Consider the following 21,373-nt stretch of genomic DNA (forward strand, 5'->3'; position numbering starts at 1 on the left):
GGTGAAAGTATGCAAAATAGCTATGAACTTCCGAAATTAGAAACAAAGCGTCTGCTACTAACAAAATTAGATATGTCTCATTTAGACGATTTATTTGAAGTCTATTCGAATCCTCAAACGACTACATATGTACCTCGAAATATACATGAAAATAAAGAAGAGACTCATAGTTTATTAGAAAAGATGATGGAAACAACAAAGGAAGGTAAGTCTTTTGTTTGGTCCGTTATTTTTCAGGAGAATCAAAAAGCGATAGGAACCTGTGGTATTTGGATATTACCGCACAGTAGTGCTTCTTTAGGAGCGGTTATCAGTCCGTTGTATTGGGGAAAGGGCCTCATTGTTGAAGCTTTGGAAGAGCTCATAAAGTTTGGTTTTCAGGAGTTAAGTTTGAATCGTATTGAAGGAAGATGTAATGTGAAAAATATAGCGTCTGAACGAGTGATGCAAAAGTTAAAGATGACCTATGAAGGAACATTGAGACAAAGTGTAAAAATTAATGAGAGATATTGTGATTCTAAGGTATATTCTCTTTTGAAACAAGAATATGATAGTTCCCGGTAAAGTCAAACAGCTTGGAAACTTCCAAGCTGTTTTTGATTATTCCACTATAGAGATATAAGGCGTCACCGAATACAGCATACCAGTCCCACCATATTCCTCTGTAGCGAAGTATGAGAATGTAAAGAAACCCGTAACTGCAAATAATAGAACAAGAAAAATTGCAAAGAAATATTTTAGCATGTATGGTCCCCTCATCCGAAGTTAGTTACATATATTATTATAATATACTATCATTGTGTTTCCAAATGTTTCCGTATCAAAAATGAGAAGTCAGACATGCTTTGTATGTTGTCATGGAATGGTTGTTGGTGATAGATTTTGTGTTTTTTGTAAATGTCATATTGTGATGAACATGTGCATATTCCCAGTCTTGGTCATTAAAATGTACTTTGCGCGGGGGAAGCAGTGGGACGACATCGAATAAATTAACGAAGCGAAAGCTGCTGGCTACTTGCAGCTTATAGTAGTTTCGAAAGGTGATATCCCCAACCTTTGGAGAAGCGAAGTTATAGAGACCGTATTGTGCAAATGCAGTATTAACGCGTGCATCTAATATATGTAGTGTAGCAAGTGCTCCGCCTAGGCTATGTCCTGTAGCAAGAAGTGTTTTATTTGCTGGTAAAGAGACGAGCATATCCATAATCGTATCGCGGCAAGACTCGTAAGTAGAGAGAAAGCCGTTATGAACGTTGCCGCTATTTAGTGCATATGGATAAGGCTTTTGATTAACAAGAGAATCAATAACCCAATCTGGCTCCGTTTGTGTTCCCCGAAAGGCAACGATGATGGTATCTTCAGATTCTAAGATGAAACCAAACCATTCTGTTGTTTGAAGCGCTTTAGCTTGAAAACCTTGTACATATTGAAATCCATCAGGTATTTGGAAAACTCCATTTTGTTTATATTGTTCATATGTTAACTCGCAGCAAGAAGCTAACAATATGGCGGTATCTTTGTCAAAGGATAAAGGAGCACGCATCAAGAAAGCCCTCCTCAAGAAGAAAAGTATAGTTCAATATATGATTCAAAGAGGGGAATCATTCTTTGAGTAGCTTTAAAACAAAGCGAGATAAAAAAGTGAATGTTTTTTACTAATTAACACTTGAACCTCCAGTTACGTGAGGCAGTATGATTTGGGTAACCACATCGGTAAAAAGAATGTAGGGGGAAATTAAGATGAGTAAAAGTGAAAATTATTCAATTGGAGAGTTTTCTAAAAGAACAGGCACATCAATACGGACGCTACATTATTATGATGAAATTGGATTACTAACACCAGAAAAACATTTTAGTTCCAGACATCGAATATATAAAAATAAAGATATCTTAACGTTGCAAAAGATAGTGAGTCTTAAATTTTTAGGATATAGTTTAGATGAAATACGTGTAATGATAAATATGGCTAGCTTTAACGTAAGCTTAAAAGAAACATTACAAAGTCAGAAACAAGCTTTTGAAGAAAAAAAGGAACATATCGAAACTTCTTTGAAAGCAATTAATCGAACAATTACTTTATTAGAAGATGAAGGGCAAGTAGATAGCGCCATTTTAATGAGTTTAATTCGTAATATACAAAAAGAAAGGGAACAACGCCTATGGCTTGAGGAATACATGGATAAGGAAGTCGTCGATCGGTTATACGATAAATCTGAAGAAGAGATGGTGGCATTGGATAAAGAATTTATTCAGTTGTCGAAGGAAGTAAAGAGATTATTTGGGAAGCCAGTCCATGATCCAGAGGTACAGAAGCTTGTCGATCAACATATGAAGGCAACTCTTACATATGTGGGAGAAGAGGCGGTATATTCTTTGAATGAATTAGAAAATATGGAAGATCAGTATGAGAATATGATTCCGTCTCCGTATACAAAGGAAGAGGAAGAATGGTTAAAACGAGCAATGGAGTATTATATGATTCAAAACGGTATGTATAGTCCTACAGGAGAAGAGGATAAGTGAAAAATCGCTACGTCTTATGACGTAGCGATTTGTTTTTTATTCTTTACCATCTAATAGGCGACCAAGTCCACCTAATACGCTACCTTCTCCGCTACTTTGAGCTGCAGGATTTGTAAGACGTGCTGCTAAACGGCTTAATGTTAAGGATTGAAGCCAAACAGTTCCTGGACCTTCTAACGTTGCGAAGAATAAACCTTCTCCGCCGAATAGAGCAGTTTTCACATTTCCTACAAATTGAATATCGTAGTCAACATCTTTTGTCATCGCAACGAGACAACCCGTATCGATACGTAATCTCTCGCCAGGTTTTAGTTCTCGTTTATAGATTGTTCCACCTGCATGCATGAAAGCAAGTCCGTCACCTTCAAGCTTTTGCATAATGAAGCCTTCACCGCCGAAAAAGCCGCTACCGATTTTTTTCGTGAATTCAATTCCGATTGAAACCCCTTTGGCTGCACAAAGGAAAGCGTCCTTTTGACAAACGACTTTTCCTTGATACTCTCTTAAATCAACTGGGACGATTTTCCCAGGGTACGGTGCAGCAAATGATACGTGACGTTTGCCATGACCTGTATTTGTGAATACAGTCATAAACATACTCTCACCTGTAACGAGACGCTTTCCAGCACCCATTAGTTTACCGAAAAGACCGCTAGATTTTCCAGCACCGTCACCGAAGACTGTCTCCATTTCAATATGGTCTTCCATCATCATCATTGCACCAGCTTCTGCAATAACACTTTCCTCTGGATCTAATTCAATTTCAACGAACTGCATATCATCGCCGTATAATTTATAATCAATTTCATGTGCTTTCATTATTTTCACCTCATATGTAGTGGATACTAATATTGTACAGAAATTAATGAGATTAGAAAACTGTAGTTTTGTTAATTTTCAAATAAAAACCCATTTTGATTTTTAGGCATATAAGTCACTGCTGTAAAAATAAGAAGGGATCTCCACTCGTTTTCTCTTTTTGTTTTCATATGGCATGTGCTGGAAAAAGATATGACCGTTTCTATGCAAGGTCGGATGTTCCCTTACACTTAAATAAAAGATTAAGTTGTATGTTGGTTTTTCAATTTGGATTTATATAGTTTACATATTTTGTGAACTTTTTAAAAAAACATGAGAAAAATGCTGAAATGAAAGTGTTCTCATTTGACGTTTTTGATATAGCGTGATATAGTGAAATCACTATTGAGCTACATAATGTGGTACGGAAATAAAGCGTGTTTAATTCAAGGCGTTAGGTCTGAGATACATCATGTCCTTTATATCCACCTTTTCATGTGGATTCATAGTTTCATTTTTATTTAGGAGGTACATGACATGCAAACAGGTAAAGTTAAATGGTTTAACAGCGAAAAAGGTTTCGGTTTCATCGAAGTTGAAGGTGGAGACGATGTATTCGTACATTTCTCAGCTATCCAAGGTGACGGCTTCAAAACTTTAGAAGAAGGTCAAGAAGTTTCTTTCGAAATCGTTGAAGGTAACCGTGGACCACAAGCTGCTAACGTTACAAAAAACTAATTAGCTAGCGAGAAAAAAGCATTCCGAATTTCGGAATGCTTTTTTTATGCCTTCGAACCAGACTCATCCGAAGATAATTCCCCTTTATAAGTGCGTTCTTCAAAATCATCTAGCATTTGTTCATATTCCTCATGTGCTTCTGTCGCATAAACTTGCGGATTCTTTCCATACATATCTGTTCCGATGAAGTTTTCAAAATCTTCTACGTAACCGCGAGGTTCTTCAGCGTCTACATACATTTCATTAAAGTTTTTAGAATCGCGGCGTTCTAAATCCGCTGGTGTTTCTGATGTTCCATATAAAGCGACGTCCTGCCAAGCATCCTCTGCATCGTATCCTACGGCACTATCCATATCATATTTGCCAAACGGTGGCTCTACTAATTCTTCTTCAATAGGACGTGCATCTAGGTTCAATTTATTCGTTGTATGTTCAATACAAGTTGTAGCAGTCGGCATTGCATCTAATCTTTCTAGCGGAATTTCTTCACCAGAAACTTCGCAAACACCGTATGTGCCAGCCTCAATTTTTTGCAAGGCGTGTTTTGTATCTTGCAGTTGTTTATGCCAAAATTCAATCAGTCCAAAATCTTTTTCGCGTTCATATAATTCGGTACCCATATCGCCAGGGTGATTATCATAAGCTGATAATTCTCCCACAGATTCCCGTTCAGAAGCACGGTCTTCACCCTCATGATTTTGCAGCGTTTGTTCTAGCTCTTGTTTTTGCTTTTCTAAAATAGACTTAAAATGATTGGTTTGTTGTGGAGTTAACATTGTATCCACCTTCCTACAATTCGGTTTCTTTATGTAGTATGAGCTGGATTGTGGGAATTATGAGGAGGAATTTAGAGAGATAGCAGCGTCGTGAAATGTCGAACGATCAATATGTTGTGTCGAACCGCCGATATATTTTGAAAATGAAAAAAGAAGCTGCTCTAGCAGCTCCTTTTTTATCCCGCTATTTGTGGGCGGTAATACTCCCACCTCAAAATTCGACCAGCTCTAGCGGCTAGAATCTCCGGTCGTTTCGCCCCCTCGGACGAGGCAAAAAGCGCCTCTCTGTCGGGGGCTCCAACGTCCTGCGATTCTGAGCGAGCCGCTTCCGCTTTTCTAAAGGAGTTAGGTGGGAGATAAACTGCCCGTAAAAGCCCGATTGGTGAGGGCTAATAATCAATGGGGGATGGAGAAAACCCCCACTGATTAAAGTTTCACTTTATAGGAAATACCCAAGTAACAATCCGATTCCCATTAAGAAACCAAAGATTGTATTTGTTTTTGCAGTCGCAACCATTGCGGGTGCCATTTCCATTGGAATGCTTTTGCCGATAAATCCTTTTGTCGCTTTAAATGCTTTCGGTGCACTTAGGAACACGATCAGCATCCATGGAGATACGATTCCGACAATGATTAGGGCAATCGTCCAAATGTAGGAAACGATAAACATAGAAGCAAGGACACCTATTGCGTTCTCACGTCCAACAATAATTGCTAATGTGTTACGACCGTTTTCTTTGTCTCCATCTAAATCACGAATGTTGTTGGAAAGTAAAATCGCTCCAATTAAAATTGAATTTGGAATGGATACTAAAATAATTTCTGATGTTACAGTTCCTGTCTGGATGAAAAATGAAATACCAATAATAATAACACCCATAAATAATCCTGCTGTTAATTCTCCAAAAGGTGTATAGGCAATCGGAAGTGGACCACCTGTATAAAGGTAAGCAACAGCCATACAAACAAGACCGATTGCAGCAAGCCACCAGCTAGAGTTCATACAAATATAAACGCCTAATAGCATCGCGATACCGAAAAATCCAAATGCTAAGTTCAGTACTGTTTTTGGTTGAATGCCGTCGCGGACAATTGCACCGCCGATTCCGACTGAACCTTCATGATCTAACCCTCTTTTATAATCAAAGTATTCGTTAAACATGTTTGTTGCTGCTTGAATGAGAAGACAAGCAAGAAGCATGATAAAGAAAAGAGGGAGATGTATTTGATTAATACCTCCTACTTGCATTGCATAAGCTGTTCCGATAAAAACAGGAACAAAAGCTGCTGTTAATGTATGAGGACGCAATAAACTCCACCAAATGCGCCAACCAGTTTGCTTACTTGGCTTTGGCGGCATAGGTGAGGAATTCGTTTCTATTTTCATTTCCATGTTGATTCCTCCTGTCACATAAAGTACACAATTAAGTGTAGGAAAAGCATCATTTAGTGTCAACGTTTATTTTCTAGGAACGGAAGGTGAATTTCTCAGAAATGCTAAACGTTGACAGGGCTTTCGTTTGAGGTGTATCTTAAAATCAAGCGTATTTATGACTATTTTTCGCCCATAGGGGGGAGATTCTGTGATTCAGACGAAACAAAAAGATTTACAAGAAGTACTTGTTACAGCTATTGAACGTGCGACGAATGAAAAAACATTGGTTAGTTTTGTAAAACAAATAGATTGGATGGATCCGCTTCTTTTTTATGCAGCAGGAAAACGGATTGCATCCGAAAATAGATGTTATTTTGCAGACCCAGCGCAGCATGTTATCTTTGCTGGAATTGGCTCTGTTTTCACTATAGCAAATTCTTCTGATAAACGCTTTCAAACTGCCCGTGAAGAGTGGAGTAAAGTACAGGAGAAAGCAATTGTTCACAGGGAAGAATATGAATTTGGAACGGGTCCACTTTTATTTGGTGGTTTTTCATTTGATCCAGAAAAAGAACAAACGGATCTTTGGAAAGAATTTAAAGATACAACATTAGCGTTACCGGCTTTTCTTTTAACAGTAAAAAATGAAAAGGCATGGTTGACGATTAATACATTTGTTTCAGCGGAAGATTGTGCAGAGAAAATTTATGAAGAAATTGTCTCTCTAGAAGAAAGAATTTTGCAAGAGAATAAGCGTCCGCTTGCAGAAGCAAAATTAACGGTAACTTCTAAAGTAGAAGTTGATCCAAAAGGCTGGATGAACGCAATTGTAAAAGTGCAGGATGAAATGAAAAAAGGAAGCGTACAGAAGGTTGTATTAGCGAGAGAGTTCAAACTAGTGATGGATCAAAATATTGATTCTGCTCGTGTTTTAGAAGCACTCCGCATTGGACAACCGGATTGTTACGTATTTTCCTTCGATTATAAAGGGGCATGCTTCTTAGGAGCAACGCCTGAGAGATTAATTCGAAAAGAAGGCGAGAAATTTACGTCGATGTGCCTTGCTGGTTCGATTGGTCATGGTAATTCTATAGAAGAAAGTAAGCAAAATGGTGATGCACTTCTTCATGATGAAAAGAATTTAGCAGAGCATGGTTATGTAGTAAATATGATTCGCGGTGTATTAACAGAGCATTGTAAATCAGTCAATATTCCACAGCGCCCAGGTTTATTAACAACAAAAAATTTATTACATTTATATACACCAGTTGAAGCGAAAGGTGACGCATCGCTTCTTTCGATGGTGGAAGAACTGCATCCAACGCCAGCACTTGGTGGTACGCCTCGCCTTGAAGCAATGAAACTCATTCGTGATGTAGAGTTATTAGACCGTGGATTGTACGGAGCACCAATCGGCTGGATAGATGACAAAGGGAACGGTGAATTTGCGGTAGCACTGCGCTGCGGGCTATTGAATGGTGACAAGGCATCCTTATTTGCCGGCTGCGGTATTGTGATTGATTCAGTACCACAGCTTGAATATGAAGAAACAAGTTTGAAGTTTAGACCGATGCTTAGTGCTTTGGAGGAATTAATGAAATGAATAATCATATAGAAGCATTATCATATTATTTAGGCGCGTTTGTGGACGAACTAGCGCGTCTAAATGTATGTGATGTTGTCATTAGTCCAGGTTCACGGTCAACACCGCTAGCCTTACTAATGCAGCAACATGAACAGATAAAAACATATTTGCATGTAGATGAACGATCAGCTGCCTTTTTTGCGCTCGGGATTGCGAAAGCGAAGAAGCGCCCTGTAGCGATTTTATGTACATCAGGGACAGCTGCAGCGAACTATTATCCAGCAATTTGTGAAGCTTTTCATTCACGTGTACCACTGCTTGTCTTAACAGCAGATAGACCACATGAACTAAGAGATGTTGGTGCACCGCAGGCAATGAATCAGCTGAACTTATATGGCTCCTTTGTGAAACAGTTTATGGAGATGGCACTGCCAGAAGCTAGAGAGCCTATGTATCATTATGCTCGTATGACAGCTGGGCGTGCTGTTGCAAGTGCATTGCTTGTACCAAAGGGACCTGTCCATATTAATTTTCCACTTCGGGAGCCATTGATCCCTGACTTTTCTTTAGAGGAATTATGGGAAAAAGGACGAGGTGAATATACAGGGGCAGTTCATCAAGGAAGCATGACGATGACGAGTGAATATGTAAGTTCTCTTACAGAGCGCCTTTCGATTATGGAAAAGGGGCTTATTGTTTGTGGAGACGATAGTCATCCAGAGATTGCTGAAGGTATCACGCAGTTTGCTGAACAAACCGGGTATCCAATTTTAGCAGATCCGCTTTCAGGCCTTCGAAGCGGTGATCATGATAAATCAATGGTAATCGATTGCTATGATACATTTTTAAGAAATGAATTGTTAAAGGATGCATGGAAGCCAGATGTCATTATTCGTTTTGGGGGTATGCCTGTATCGAAAGCATTAACGCAATATATAAAGAAACAAGAGACTGCTGTCCATATCGTTGTAGATGACTCAGGAAAATGGAGAGATCCAGCTCTTGTAGCGACGGAAGTTGTATGTGCAAGCGACGTCTCGTTTTGTAAAGCAATTATAGATAATATGCAAAAGCGAGAACAGAATGATTGGTGCGGGATGTGGAAACATATAAACGACAAAACGAAGAAAAAACTTCGTGAAATCGAAACATATGAAACAGCGTTTGAAGGTAAAGTGATTACAGATATTGTGCATGTGTTACCAGAGGAAGCGACGTTATTTGCCAGCAACAGTATGCCAATTCGTGACACAGATACATTTTTCTTTAACACAGATAAAAAAATTCATGTCATGGCAAACCGTGGTGTGAATGGAATTGATGGGATTATTTCAACCGCCCTAGGAGCGAGTACTGTTTGTGAGCCGCTCGTATTAGTCATTGGTGATTTATCATTTTATCATGACTTGAATGGACTACTAGCAGCAAAATTACATGATTTAAACGTAACAATTGTTGTTGTAAATAATGATGGTGGTGGCATCTTCTCGTTCCTACCGCAATACGAGTCAAAAGAACATTTTGAATCATTATTTGGAACACCGATTGGACTTGATTATGAACATGTTGTCAAAATGTACGGAGGTTCATTTGCACGTGTAAATGGTTGGGAAGCATTTCGTGAAGAAGTACAAAAAGGAACAACGGAAAAAGGCTTACATGTTGTGGAAATTTGTACAAATCGAGAAGAGAACTTGCAGTTACACCGTGAATTGTGGGCCAATACATCAAAGACTGTTACAGCATTATTGCAAGGTGAAGCAGAGTGAAAGTAACGCTAGAAGGTGTAATGTATGAATATGAAGTAGTGGGAAGTGGAGAGCCGCTTCTGCTTCTTCATGGTTTTACGGGTAGCATGGAAACGTGGCGTACGTTTATTCCTGCGTGGAGTAAGCAGTTCCAAGTCATCACAGCTGATCTTGTTGGACATGGGAAAACAGAAAGCCCCGAGGAACTTACGCATTATGATATTCAAAATGTAGCTTCACAAATAATGGCTTTACTAGATCATCTACTTATCAAAAAAGCACATATACTTGGCTATTCGATGGGCGGAAGACTGGCGATTACGATGGCATGCTTATATCCAAAGCGCGTGAAATCTCTTTTATTAGAGAATTGCACAGCTGGACTTGAGATGGAATCGGATCGGAAAGATCGTCGCATGAAAGATGAACAGCTTGCAGATCGAATTGAATCAGAAGGAATAAAAGCCTTCGTAAACCGATGGGAAAATATCCCGCTGTTTGTAACGCAAAAAAAATTATCAAAAGATGTGCAAGAACAAGTAAGAAAAGAGCGGCTTGCCAATAACACGAAAGGACTAGCAAATAGTCTCAGGGGCATGGGAACTGGAGCCCAGCCTTCGTGGTGGGAGAAGCTTGAAGAGCTCAAAATGCCTGTCTTTTTAATGAATGGAGAGAGTGATCAAAAGTTCTTTCACATCTTAAAAAATATGCAAAAACGCATCCCTCACGCGAAATTTGTCAAAATTGATGGGGCTGGTCATGCAATTCATGTGGAACAACCGCAAAAGTTTGGTACAATAGTAGAGGGATTTCTTAAAACCATACGGTGACACTTTTTTCTTTTGAAGAGAGTGGAGCTTATAGAGAGGCTAGTGGATAACCATTAGCACGATAAAAAGGAGGTAATATAATGGCTATTGAATGGGTAAAAGAAGGCAATTACGAAGATATTATTTATTCCACATACAATGGTATCGCAAAGATTTCGATTAACCGTCCTGAAGTACATAACGCATTCCGTCCTAAAACGGTAATGGAGTTAATCGATGCATTTGCACACGCACGCGATGATGCAAATGTTGGCGTTATCATTTTAACTGGTGAAGGTGGACGTGCATTCTGTTCTGGCGGCGACCAAAAAGTTCGCGGTCATGGTGGATATGTAGGTGAAGACCAAATCCCACGCTTAAACGTATTAGACTTACAACGTTTAATTCGCGCAATCCCTAAACCAGTTATCGCAATGGTAGCAGGTTATGCAATTGGCGGAGGACACGTACTTCATATCGTATGTGACTTAACAATCGCAGCAGACAACGCTGTATTCGGACAAACTGGTCCTAAAGTAGGTAGCTTTGATGGCGGATACGGTGCAGGTTATTTAGCTCGTATGGTAGGCCATAAGAAAGCTCGTGAAATTTGGTACCTATGCCGTCAATACAGTGCACAAGAAGCGCTTGATATGGGCTTAGTAAACACAGTTGTACCATTAGACCAATTAGAAGCAGAAACAGTACAATGGGCAGAAGAAATCTTAGCAAACAGCCCAATGGCACTTCGTTTCTTAAAAGCTGCATTCAATGCAGATACAGATGGTTTAGCTGGTATCCAGCAACTAGCGGGAGACGCAACGTTATTGTACTACACAACTGACGAAGCAAAAGAAGGCCGCGACGCGTTCAAAGAAAAACGCCGTCCAGACTTCGGACAATTCCCTCGTTTCCCTTGATCAAAAGCGGAGCCGACTGTTCAGCCCTGACGGCTAAGGTTCTTTCGCACAGAAAGTGATTTTTACTTTCTCGTGCGGGAGGTTCTTAGACGCGAAGGGCTAGGAGGCGTAGCTAGACAGATCAAAAGCGGAAGCAAAAAACAAGAGACTTGATTCTACATCAAGTCTCTTTCTTTCATGGAAGGAGAATGTGTAATGGAGACGATGCCCAATTGGTTAATGCAACGTGCCTTTTTAACGCCAGAGCGCACTGCGATTGAAACGAGAGAAGAAACAATCACATTTTTAGAACTGCATGAAAAAGTATTATCTGTTTGTGAACATCTTTCACACTTACAAGTAGAAAAAGGTCAAAAAGTGGCTGTTCTGATGAAAAATAGTATCGAGATGATTACGGTAATTCATGCCTTGTCTTATATAGGGGGAGTAGCTGTACTTCTAAATACACGTCTTTCAAGAGAAGAGCTACTTTGGCAAATGGAAGATGCTGAAGTTGTTTGCTTAGTAACGGACCAAGAATTTGAAACGGAGCAGGTACCTGTCTACGCATTTGGAGAGGTAGTGAATGGACAAAAGACATATGCAGTTGTTCAAGAGGAGTTCTCTTTAGAAGAAGCGATGACCATTATTTATACGTCAGGGACAACTGGGAGACCGAAAGGCGTTATCCTAACTTACGGTAATCACTGGGCGAGTGCTGTCGGATCATCACTGAACTTAGGGCTTCGCGATGATGATTGTTGGTTAGCATGTATGCCGATGTTCCATGTAGGCGGGCTATCTCTTTTAATGAAAAATATTATGTATGGTATGCGCATAGTACTCGTTCCGAAATATGATCCTGATTTTATTCATGAGGCAATAAAAAAGCGAGGCGTTACAATTATATCGGTCGTTTCTAAGATGGTAACGGACCTATTAGAAAGACTTGGGGAGGAAACATACCCTAACTCTTTACGCTGCATGTTACTAGGCGGAGGGCCAGCGCCGAAGCCATTATTAGAAACATGTGTGACAAAAGGAATTCCTGTGTATCAAACATATGGTATGACGGAAACTTCCTCACAAATTTGCACACTATCAGCTGATTATATGTTAACGAAGGTGGGATCAGCAGGAAAACCTCTTTTCCCATGCCAGCTTCGAATTGAGAATGATGGTAAGGTTATGCCGCCAAATGTAGAAGGCGAAATTGTTGTAAAAGGGCCCAATGTAACATATGGCTATTTTAAGCGTGAGGACGCAACGCGTGAAACAATAACAAATGGCTGGCTTCATACTGGTGACCTTGGGTATTTAGATGAAGAAGGATTCTTATATGTATTAGACCGCCGCAGTGATTTAATTATTTCAGGCGGAGAAAATATTTATCCAGCGCAAATTGAAGAAGTCCTGCTTGCACATCCTATGGTAGCAGAAGCTGGTGTTGTTGGGAAAGCAGATGAACGGTGGGGACAAGTACCAGCTGCTTTTATTGTAAGAGCAGACCAGGTAACAGAAGAAGAACTGATTAGATTTTGTGAAGAAAAATTAGCAAAGTATAAAGTGCCAAAAGAAGTCCATTTCTTACATGAGCTACCACGTAATGCTTCGAAAAAATTGTTAAGACGGGAATTAAGGCACCTGCTGGAGGAAATGTAAATGAGAATTAAAAAGGCGACGCTTTATGTAACAGAAATGCCGCTTGTTACTCCTTTTGCAGCAAGTTATGGAACATATGAAACGCGGGAAAGTATTGTCATTGAACTTGAGGATACGGACGGATATATCGGTTTTGGGGAAGTCGTTGCTTTTTCGGAGCCGTGGTATACAGAAGAAACAGTAACAACAGCACTACATATGCTCCAGGATTTTTTATTACCAAGTTTATTTAAAACTGAAATTACGCATCCAACAGAAATTCCCCATGTATTTCAACATATAAAGCGTAACCGTATGGCAAAAGCGGGAATAGAAGGTGCCGTATGGGATTTGTATGCGAAACGTCAAAATCAATCAGTAGCGATTTTACTTGGCGGGACGCAGTCAGAAATTGAAGTCGGTGTTGTGATTGGGCTAGATACGATTCCAAATATGTTAAAAAGAATTGAAATGTATGCGGAAGAAGGTTATAGACGTTTTAAAGTGAAAATAAAGCCGGAACTTGATTATGAGTTGCTGAAGGAGATACGAAGGGCTTTTCCACAAATCCCATTAATGGCTGATGCGAATTCAGCGTATACATTATCGGATACTGAGCAATTAAAGCGGCTGGATGAATTCCAATTAATGATGATTGAACAGCCTCTAGCAGATAACGATTTTCTCGATCATGCCAAGCTCCAAAAACAAATGGAAACACCGATTTGTTTAGATGAAAGTATTCATAGCTTAGAAGACGCAAGAGTGGCAATTACGCTCGGTAGTTGCCGCATTGTGAACATTAAACCTGGGCGAGTGGGTGGATTAGCAGAGTCGATTAAAATTCATGATTATTGTCAGCAGCATGGTATTCCTGTTTGGTGCGGTGGTATGGTTGAAATGGGAATTTCACGCGCGCAAAACATTGCGTTAGCATCACTCCCAAACTTCACGATTCCAGGTGATATTTCTGCTTCTAGTAGGCACTGGGAGCAAGATATTATTTCACCAGAAGTCACGCTGCAAGGCGGAAAAGTGATTGTTCCAAAAAAGGCTGGGCTTGGATATAACGTAAACCGGGAAAGATTAGAAGAAATCACAAGAACACGTAAAGAGTATAATCAAAATAACTAATAATTTTAAGGTGATACGATGAAGGCAAGGATGAACGCATTAAGGAAATAGCAATGGAATTGATTGACAAATATCGAAAAAAATATTTGTCCGCCTGGAAATAAGAAAAAACACGACTTTTATTCAACAGTTGACATAAAAAAGAGCACTATTTACTCGTAATAGTGCTCTTTTTTATGCCAAACATTTCTTATTTCAGTAAACCTCCCTGTTAGTGAAATAAGGGAATCTGAAATCCTTTCAATTAGTAAGATTCGGTTCATCATTTTTATCCCGCATTAACGGACAGTAACACTCCCACCTCAAAATTCAGCGAAAGCAAAGAAGTTAGGTGGGAGATGAACTGTCCGTAAAAGCCCGATTGGTTCAACTAATAATCAGTGGGGGATGGGGAAAACCCCCACTGATTAAAGTTTCACTTTATAAACGGTATGACTTTTTTATATGTTTTCTTCAACTAGCGCAACCCGTTAGCTTAATATAAGGTCAATTGTTTTGTTAATTAACATTCATGGATTGAATTGTGCTATAAGGAAATATTAAGGTTGTATGATTCACGCTTGATATTTAAACTCATTGGACAAAGTGGAGGTAATAGCATGGCTGTAAGAAAAAAAGACAAGTTTACAAATCATTTAAGTAATATTTCTTTAAATTTAAAAGAAAGTGCTAATTATTTCGCTGACTATAAACTAAAAAATGTTAATGACCTTAAAATTTTTTCTGAAAAAATGAAGGAATATGAATCGGAGGGGGATTCTTTGGTTCATGAAGTTATCAAAGATTTACACAATGCTTTCATCACTTCCATTGAACGAGAAGATATTTTATCTCTTACCTTGAGCATGGATGATGTTTTAGATGGGTTAGAACATACTGCTGCTCTATTTGAAATGTATTCTATAGTAAATGCTGATAATTATATGCTTAAGTTTGTTGATGCTATCCGTAATTGCACTGCTGAAATTGTGGCAGCGGTTGAAATGTTGGCAACAAAGAAATTACTAAATATGAGGGATCATGCCATCAAAATTAAAGAGTTGGAATCAAAATGTGATGGGATTTTGCGTGAATCCATTAAAAGTCTGTTTGCTAATGAAAAAGACCCTATTCGTATTATTCAATATAAAGAAATCTATGAAGAGCTCGAAAACATTGCGGATTTTTGTCAGAATGTAGCCAACACATTAGAAAGCATTATCATGAAGAATGCTTAACCGTATTCAAGCAGTATTAATATAGTTCTGGAGTGAAAATTAATATAGTCAAAAAATATGTGGAGGCTCTAATGATAACAATAATTATTATCGTTATTCTTGGTTTAATGTTCGAATTCATTAATGGATTTCATGATACAGCTAATGCAATTGCAATGTCAGTTTCTACAAAGGCTTTATCACCACGATTCGCGGTTATTTATGCAGGTGTATTAAACTTTATAGGTGCTTTAATATCAGAAGCCGTAGCAAAATCGATTGGCGGTAAAATTGCTGATCCTTTTCAGATTGAAAATGGCTTGTTAATCGTCATTGCCGCTCTTATTGCAGCTATATTTTGGAATTTGTTTACATGGTACTATGGGATTCCTTCTTCATCGTCACACACTTTAATCGGATCTGTTGCTGGAGCTGTTATTTTTGGATCAGGAATACATTCTATAAATTGGGAAGGTTTCACAGATATTATAAAAGCCCTAATCATTTCTCCTTTTTTAGCTTTTATAGTAGGATTTATTCTAATGAAAATATTAGCAATTGTTTTTAAAAACGTAAATCCTCGCCGTGCGACTCGTGGTTTTCGAGGGTTTCAAGTCATAGCTTCTGGTTTAGCTGCATTTTCTCATGGAGGAAATGATGGACAAAAAACAATGGGAATTATTGTTTTTGCTTTAGTAGCAGGTGGTTACCAAGGCACATTAGATGTACCACTTTGGGTACAAGTTACTTGTGCAGCGACAATTGGTCTAGGAACAATGATTGGTGGAATGCGAATTATTAAAACTGTTGCTAAAAAAATATTTAAAGTTCAACCTATCAATGGATTTGCTGCAGATTTAACATCGTTTGTAGTACTGCAAGGTGCTACTATGTTAGGCCTACCAGTATCAACCACACACGTATCTTCATCTGCCATTTTAGGCGTTGGTTCCGCTAAACGTGTTCGAGGTGTAAATTGGGGAGTCGCTATAAGAATCGTGACGACTTGGGTTATTACACTGCCAATATCGGCATTATTAGCTGGTTTAGTAATGATGATAATAAAAATTTTTATATGAGGATGTTAGAGGAAAAAACAATGGTTAAGTGTCTAATAATAGTTCAGGTATTTTAGGAATCATTCATGTTAATTGAGAAAAAAGAAAAAGAGTGGTAAAAACAATAAAAAGTATTTGTTCGTTACCATTTTTGTCTTCCGGTTGGGAACATATTAAAGGGAAATAACCTGATTGTTATCTGATGATTACGAATTGTTTTCGTGATACACAATATTATGATTCAGGATAGAATATGAATTAGAAACAGTTGAATTCTCAATCTTAGTGGAGGTATTGTATGATACATATCAATAGAGAAAGATGGGGCAGGGTTCAGAGTATATTTATATTTAGCTTACTACTAAGTACAGTCTTTACACCAATGCTTCTTTACATTGTATATGGATTGCAATTAGCAACAGGATTTGAAGGATACTGGCCATCTATCTTATTTTATACTACCTATATGACTGGGGTGTTCATTTGGATACCTATAGTTAGTAAGATTGGTATTCATCGATCTTTATACTGGTCAGTTTTCATTACGATTGTATCGATATTTAGTGTTGCCTTTTTTAAAGATTCTTCCCTGTGGCTCGAAGGAAGCGCATTAGTTTCTGGTTTTTCAGTTAGTACTATTTCTTCAATGACAAGCACTTTATTATTTCGTCACGTAGAAAGAGGGGGAAAGTTTTTAACAAAAATCAACAAGCCATGATTATGTTTATCGTTTTTTTCTTGTTAATTTTAATTCTTTTGGCAATTAGCTCAGTAAACCTGCCATTAGTAACTTTAGTGTATGGAGGCTGCTTAATTAGTGTACTCTTTGCTATAAGAAAAATACCACCAATTGAAAAAGTCAAAGAAATGCCCTCTTTTTCAATTACAGGGGCAGTCGTAAGGTTTCTGTTGTTTTCTCTACTCGTTATTTTGATACGTGGGAGTCGAGATATAGCCAATGAACAAATTATCTTCTTTTTTCTTATTGTAGCTGTACTACTTATTGGTACCATGCTTTTCACATTATTAAGAGGACAATTTTTTCATAAACTTTCTTCATCATTACCAACTAAACTAAAGGCTAAATCGTTTTTGTTAGGCTTTGGAAATGGTTATTTATTTCTGATCGGACTATATTATAGTTTTACATTTTATAATATTTTCATGAGTATTTTTATTGTGGTTGGTCCTTATTTATTCGGAATTTTAATGTCTACACTGTCAAACAATAAAACCGTTAAGAAAATGAATCCGGTATATATTTTTCTATTGAGTACATTTTTGATGTTATTCGGATTCTATTCGCCAATATTTATTATTCTTAGTGTAACAATTGGGAGCTATACATTTAACATAATTTCTTCTCAAAATAATATGAATGTATATACCCATAATCCTTCACATAGAGAGTTTTCACTACTCATTCATACAACTTAGAGATCGATTGGAAATATGTGTTTACAATTCTTTGTATTTATTGTGATTGTGACAGTTGGAATCTACTACGACGTCCCGTGGTCTCAACTTTTCCAAACAATTGCCGGAAAGAATAAGTTGCAGATTCCCGGATTACCAGTATCGTTATTAATGTCTATTTTAGCATTCTGTTGTTGGCTGGGAATGGTAGGCTTAGGTGTTTGGATTAGTAAAAGAGCAACTCCAAAAGAAGCGTAGAATGATGTAAGCAGGTATTTATTTAGAAAATAGGTACCTGCTCTATTTTTTTACGCTCCATCTTTTTCAACTAAAAACAAACTTAACATTTTGTAAACGATGATAGTTTGAATATATAGAGTTAACAGTGGAAGAGACGTTTAAGACGTGGATGGTATTAGAGACATTACTTTCATTTATCGCATTTAGATTTGCTCTATTACTTGATATGTTTATTTAGGGAAAGGGTATCCCTTATATTTATGCTGTTAAAGGGATTCACGTTCAATGAGTGTCCTCTTTTTTTCATCTAAATGAACTGAGCCCGTTTTTTGGAAATACAAGCTTCCGATTTGCCCTATAGACATAATATAAATGGAATCCCCTCATTTAGAACAAGATAGAATTTCTTGTTACGAATGACACTAAAGGAGGAATAGAGCAATGAGTGAAAGTTTCGACCATAGACATAAAGGTCATGACCATGACCGTGACCGTTGTCATGGCTTTGGCGGCGGCTTCGCGCTTCTAATTGTGTTGTTTATTTTGTTAATCATCATCGGTGCTAGCTGCTTCGGCGGTTTCGGTGGAGGTCACTGTGGTTTTGGCGGCGGTTTTGGCGGTTATTGTTGCTAACAGTTACAAACTATTGAAATAGCCTTGTGCATGCGCACAAGGCTATTTTATTCAAAATTTAAGGCATTGTGATAATTTATTTATGTAAAAGGAACGGATTAGGAAAAAGAAAATAATCTCTACAATCCCAAAGAGAGTTAATACGAATAGTAATTCTTTTAATAATGAAAATGAGTATATAAATTGTAAAAATTGAATAGCGAATATCGTATGGATAGTAGCAACGATATAAGGTACGAAGAATAGGATTGCAAGTTGAATTGTTGCCGAATGAAACATCTCGTTTTCTGTTAATCCAATTTTCGTAATGGTAATATATTTCTGTTCTTCCCTTGTTAAATCGTTATACATTCGAAAATATAGAACACTAGCTGCCCCCATAAAGATGATAACCCCAAGAAATGTACCGATAAAAAGACTAGAAGCATTATTTTGTTTACTATAATACAGTTCGTCACTAGCCGTAAAAATAGAGAATGGGATGTGCGTTTGAGTGTTCTTAGTTTGTTCTTCAGCTTTAGAAATATTGTCACTATCTTTGTTTATGACTTTTAAAGCATTTGTAGTTGGTAAAAGGGCCTGTTCCCAGTTTTCCACTATATAATTATAAATTGTCATCGTTTCGATATGAGGAATCATCGTTTCCACTACATGATCTTGCATAACCAGAATATAAGGAAGAGCATACTTTGGCTGAATTGCTTGTTCAGAAAAGCCTTTTATATGAAATGTTTTTTTGTTAGATTCAATCGTAATCGTTTCTCGTTTTGCAAAAGGGTGCATGATTAAATTTCCTGTAGCTTTTGAATACCTCGAAACAATATAGGTTTCTGATTCACTCAGTTGAATGGTAGGTCTGTTTAATAGTGTAGAAAGTTGGTTATAATCACTTTCTTTCATAATGGCAATATCAGTATTAAAAGCTCGATCTTTTAATACGGTGAATTTGTTTTTTTTATACTGAAATTCGTGATTTGTTAACTCTCTTTCGATTGTATCCGTATGCTTTTTTTCAAAAGGATTTTTATCATCAGATATATATGTGAAAGGGAACGGATAATCTGCTACAATCGCCGCTTTTGTGTAATTATTGATTGCAAAAAGTAATGTGATAATCGTGAATGTAAGCGCAGATAGCATAGTAACGATAAAAAGCATATTAATATTACCACGTGTACGTGTTGCTAAATCTGAGATCCAAAGCATATTAATTTTTTTCATATAAAAACGGCGTCTCTTTTTTAATAACCAAATGAAAAGAAAAAGTGTTTGTGAAAACAGTAAATAGGTTCCAATTGTTACAAGTGGAATGATAGATAATGGTGGAACAATGGAAAATCTGCTTCGAATTGTTTTCTCTGATACATAACTTTCTGGAACACCAGCGATATAATAGCACCCTACTAAACAAGCCACTCCAAAAAGAGAAATGAGAATAGAAGGACGTCTCTCTTTTTTGGGTTGACCGTCGTCTTTTATTAAGCGCATTGCTTTACGCGTGCGAATTAATATGGGTGTGAAAGTAGAAACAATCAAAAATAAAATGATAAATGTTATGGTCGTTATGATAATTGCTTTTGTTGGCCAATATAAATAAAGCCCTTTTACTCCTGTTAATTTAGAAGTAACTAGTAGAAAAAAGTTAGAAAACATAAGGCCAATTTGAATACCTGCAAAAATTGCTAATAGTCCAATCATCATATTTTCCAGAAACACAAGTCGTTTTAATTGTTTCTTTGAAATGCCAAGTATAGTTAAAATCCCAAATTGTTTTTTACGTACTTTTAAAAATGTCCCAATCGAATAAAAGAGAAAAAAGAAAGAGAACATGATAATGACAAATTGAGCCATTCCAATTAAATTCATAAGAGGTTCTCGATCTTGCAAGCTTTGTAAGTCCTGTAAGTCTTGCAAGCGCGGGTGATACGCATATACAGTAAATGAAAAGAAAACCGTAATTGAAAATACACTGCTTACAAAATAGGCAAAGTATGCTTTTGAATTACGAGAGACATTTTTAAATGCAAATTGCCAAAACGTCATCTGCGTCTTCCACCTAATAATGCTAATACATCTAATATTTCTTGATAGAACTTTTCTCGATATAATCCGCGGTGCAATTCATTATAAAGTTCACCATCTTTAATAAAAATTACACGGTTGCAATAGCTAGCAGCAAATGGATCATGAGTAACCATTAAAATCGTTGCTTGTTCTTCTTTATTTAATTTTGTAAATAATTCCATTACATCAATGGCAGCTTTTGAGTCTAGGTTTCCGGTAGGTTCATCAGCAAGTAAGAGCGATGGATGATGAATAACAGCACGAGCTACGGCGGTACGCTGCGCTTGTCCACCAGAAACTTCAAAAATCCGCTTATTTAAAATATGATCAATTCCAAGTTTCTTTGAGATGTTGTCGAGTTTTTCATCCATTTCTTTCAAGGGAACATTATCTAATGTTAATGGTAATACAATATTCTCACCGATTGTTAACGTATCTAATAAATTAAAGTTTTGAAAAACAAATCCGAGTTCTTGGCGGCGGAATATGGCTAGTTTTTCCCTGCGGAATGTGTGAGGCTGTTTTCCATTAATAACAACCTCTCCAGCAGTAGGAGAATCAATCGTTGAAATGACATTTAAGAAAGTTGATTTACCGCTTCCTGAAGGACCCATAATTGCGACAAACTCACCTTTATCTACATGTAAATTAATATTTTTTAAAGCAGTATGAGGGACTTTGCCCTCATACACTTTGGAGACATTTTTAATGTGTAATACTTCTTCCATAAAAACTCACCT

19 protein-coding genes and 2 pseudogenes are annotated in these 21,373 nt (G+C 37.5%); 14 read left to right on the top strand and 7 right to left on the bottom strand.

What is annotated here, in order from left to right; translation table 11 throughout:
• Window positions 1-9: 9 nt before the first annotated feature.
• A complete protein-coding gene (locus Y7E_RS0123540; protein WP_026049329.1) occupies window positions 10-564 on the top strand; it encodes a GNAT family N-acetyltransferase in 555 nt (184 codons plus the stop codon).
• Between the two features lie 36 nt (window positions 565-600).
• Here Y7E_RS0123540 and Y7E_RS33750 read toward each other — a convergent pair whose 3' ends face one another.
• A complete protein-coding gene (locus Y7E_RS33750) occupies window positions 601-744 on the bottom strand; it encodes a hypothetical protein (RefSeq protein ID WP_017153668.1) in 144 nt (47 codons plus the stop codon).
• A 76-nt stretch (window positions 745-820) separates the two neighbouring features.
• A complete protein-coding gene (locus Y7E_RS0123550; protein WP_017153669.1) occupies window positions 821-1,543 on the bottom strand; it encodes a lipase family protein in 723 nt (240 codons plus the stop codon).
• A gap of 197 nt (window positions 1,544-1,740) precedes the next feature.
• Between Y7E_RS0123550 and Y7E_RS0123555 the strand changes: the two genes are divergently transcribed.
• Entirely contained in the window at window positions 1,741-2,523 is a 783-nt protein-coding gene (locus tag Y7E_RS0123555) for a MerR family transcriptional regulator (protein WP_017153670.1), read from the top strand.
• A 36-nt stretch (window positions 2,524-2,559) separates the two neighbouring features.
• Here Y7E_RS0123555 and Y7E_RS0123560 read toward each other — a convergent pair whose 3' ends face one another.
• Window positions 2,560-3,342, bottom strand: a complete 783-nt coding sequence (locus Y7E_RS0123560; RefSeq protein WP_017153671.1) for a TIGR00266 family protein — start codon at window positions 3,340-3,342, stop codon at window positions 2,560-2,562.
• Between the two features lie 516 nt (window positions 3,343-3,858).
• On the opposite strand from Y7E_RS0123560, the gene cspD reads away from it, so the two are divergent.
• A complete protein-coding gene (gene cspD, locus Y7E_RS0123565) occupies window positions 3,859-4,059 on the top strand; it encodes a cold-shock protein CspD (RefSeq protein WP_001193054.1) in 201 nt (66 codons plus the stop codon).
• Window positions 4,060-4,103: 44 nt separating this feature from the next.
• On the opposite strand, the gene Y7E_RS0123570 is transcribed toward cspD, so the two are convergent.
• On the bottom strand, window positions 4,104-4,835 hold the full coding sequence (locus Y7E_RS0123570; RefSeq protein ID WP_017153672.1) for a yteA family sporulation protein: 732 nt from the start codon (window positions 4,833-4,835) through the stop codon (window positions 4,104-4,106).
• A gap of 439 nt (window positions 4,836-5,274) precedes the next feature.
• Window positions 5,275-6,228: a 1,4-dihydroxy-2-naphthoate polyprenyltransferase gene (locus Y7E_RS0123575; protein WP_017153673.1), complete on the bottom strand. Its 954-nt coding sequence runs from the start codon at window positions 6,226-6,228 to the stop codon at window positions 5,275-5,277.
• Between the two features lie 190 nt (window positions 6,229-6,418).
• Between Y7E_RS0123575 and Y7E_RS0123580 the strand changes: the two genes are divergently transcribed.
• From Y7E_RS0123580 to Y7E_RS0123625, 11 genes and pseudogenes are all read left to right on the top strand, one after another.
• On the top strand, window positions 6,419-7,813 hold the full coding sequence (locus Y7E_RS0123580; protein ID WP_017153674.1) for an isochorismate synthase: 1,395 nt from the start codon (window positions 6,419-6,421) through the stop codon (window positions 7,811-7,813).
• On the top strand, window positions 7,810-9,564 hold the full coding sequence (gene menD / locus Y7E_RS0123585; protein ID WP_017153675.1) for a 2-succinyl-5-enolpyruvyl-6-hydroxy-3-cyclohexene-1-carboxylic-acid synthase: 1,755 nt from the start codon (window positions 7,810-7,812) through the stop codon (window positions 9,562-9,564). The genes Y7E_RS0123580 and menD overlap by 4 nt, the downstream gene beginning before the upstream one ends.
• Window positions 9,561-10,373: a 2-succinyl-6-hydroxy-2,4-cyclohexadiene-1-carboxylate synthase gene (gene menH / locus Y7E_RS0123590; protein WP_017153676.1), complete on the top strand. Its 813-nt coding sequence runs from the start codon at window positions 9,561-9,563 to the stop codon at window positions 10,371-10,373. Before menD ends, menH begins: the two co-directional genes overlap by 4 nt.
• A gap of 80 nt (window positions 10,374-10,453) precedes the next feature.
• On the top strand, window positions 10,454-11,272 hold the full coding sequence (menB, locus tag Y7E_RS0123595; RefSeq protein ID WP_017153677.1) for a 1,4-dihydroxy-2-naphthoyl-CoA synthase: 819 nt from the start codon (window positions 10,454-10,456) through the stop codon (window positions 11,270-11,272).
• A gap of 195 nt (window positions 11,273-11,467) precedes the next feature.
• The gene (locus Y7E_RS0123600; RefSeq protein WP_017153678.1) at window positions 11,468-12,913 is read left to right on the top strand and encodes an o-succinylbenzoate--CoA ligase; all 1,446 of its coding nucleotides are present in this window, start codon (window positions 11,468-11,470) and stop codon (window positions 12,911-12,913) included.
• Window positions 12,914-14,026 carry an o-succinylbenzoate synthase gene (menC, locus tag Y7E_RS0123605; protein ID WP_017153679.1) on the top strand — a complete coding sequence of 371 codons (1,113 nt, stop codon included), beginning with the start codon at window positions 12,914-12,916 and terminating at the stop codon, window positions 14,024-14,026. It begins immediately after the preceding gene.
• A 599-nt stretch (window positions 14,027-14,625) separates the two neighbouring features.
• On the top strand, window positions 14,626-15,243 hold the full coding sequence (locus tag Y7E_RS0123610) for a DUF47 domain-containing protein (RefSeq protein WP_017153680.1): 618 nt from the start codon (window positions 14,626-14,628) through the stop codon (window positions 15,241-15,243).
• Between the two features lie 71 nt (window positions 15,244-15,314).
• Window positions 15,315-16,301 carry an inorganic phosphate transporter gene (locus tag Y7E_RS0123615; RefSeq protein WP_017153681.1) on the top strand — a complete coding sequence of 329 codons (987 nt, stop codon included), beginning with the start codon at window positions 15,315-15,317 and terminating at the stop codon, window positions 16,299-16,301.
• 361 nt (window positions 16,302-16,662) lie between these two features.
• Window positions 16,663-17,954, top strand: a pseudogene (locus Y7E_RS30280) (hypothetical protein).
• Between the two features lie 109 nt (window positions 17,955-18,063).
• Window positions 18,064-18,174 (top strand): annotated as a pseudogene (locus tag Y7E_RS32150) (GntT/GntP/DsdX family permease); the annotation flags it as partial.
• A gap of 203 nt (window positions 18,175-18,377) precedes the next feature.
• Window positions 18,378-18,569: a YjcZ family sporulation protein gene (locus Y7E_RS0123625; RefSeq protein ID WP_017153685.1), complete on the top strand. Its 192-nt coding sequence runs from the start codon at window positions 18,378-18,380 to the stop codon at window positions 18,567-18,569.
• Between the two features lie 51 nt (window positions 18,570-18,620).
• Here the strand turns inward: Y7E_RS0123625 and Y7E_RS0123630 are convergent, their stop codons facing one another.
• Together Y7E_RS0123630 and Y7E_RS0123635 are read right to left on the bottom strand one after the other, a co-directional pair.
• Window positions 18,621-20,612: an FtsX-like permease family protein gene (locus Y7E_RS0123630; protein WP_017153686.1), complete on the bottom strand. Its 1,992-nt coding sequence runs from the start codon at window positions 20,610-20,612 to the stop codon at window positions 18,621-18,623.
• Window positions 20,609-21,361: an ABC transporter ATP-binding protein gene (locus Y7E_RS0123635; RefSeq protein WP_017153687.1), complete on the bottom strand. Its 753-nt coding sequence runs from the start codon at window positions 21,359-21,361 to the stop codon at window positions 20,609-20,611. The genes Y7E_RS0123630 and Y7E_RS0123635 overlap by 4 nt, the downstream gene beginning before the upstream one ends.
• Window positions 21,362-21,373: the final 12 nt, after the last annotated feature.

It is taken from the genome of Bacillus bingmayongensis, from assembly GCF_000299035.1.
Taxonomy (GTDB): Bacteria; Bacillota; Bacilli; order Bacillales; family Bacillaceae_G; genus Bacillus_A; species Bacillus_A bingmayongensis.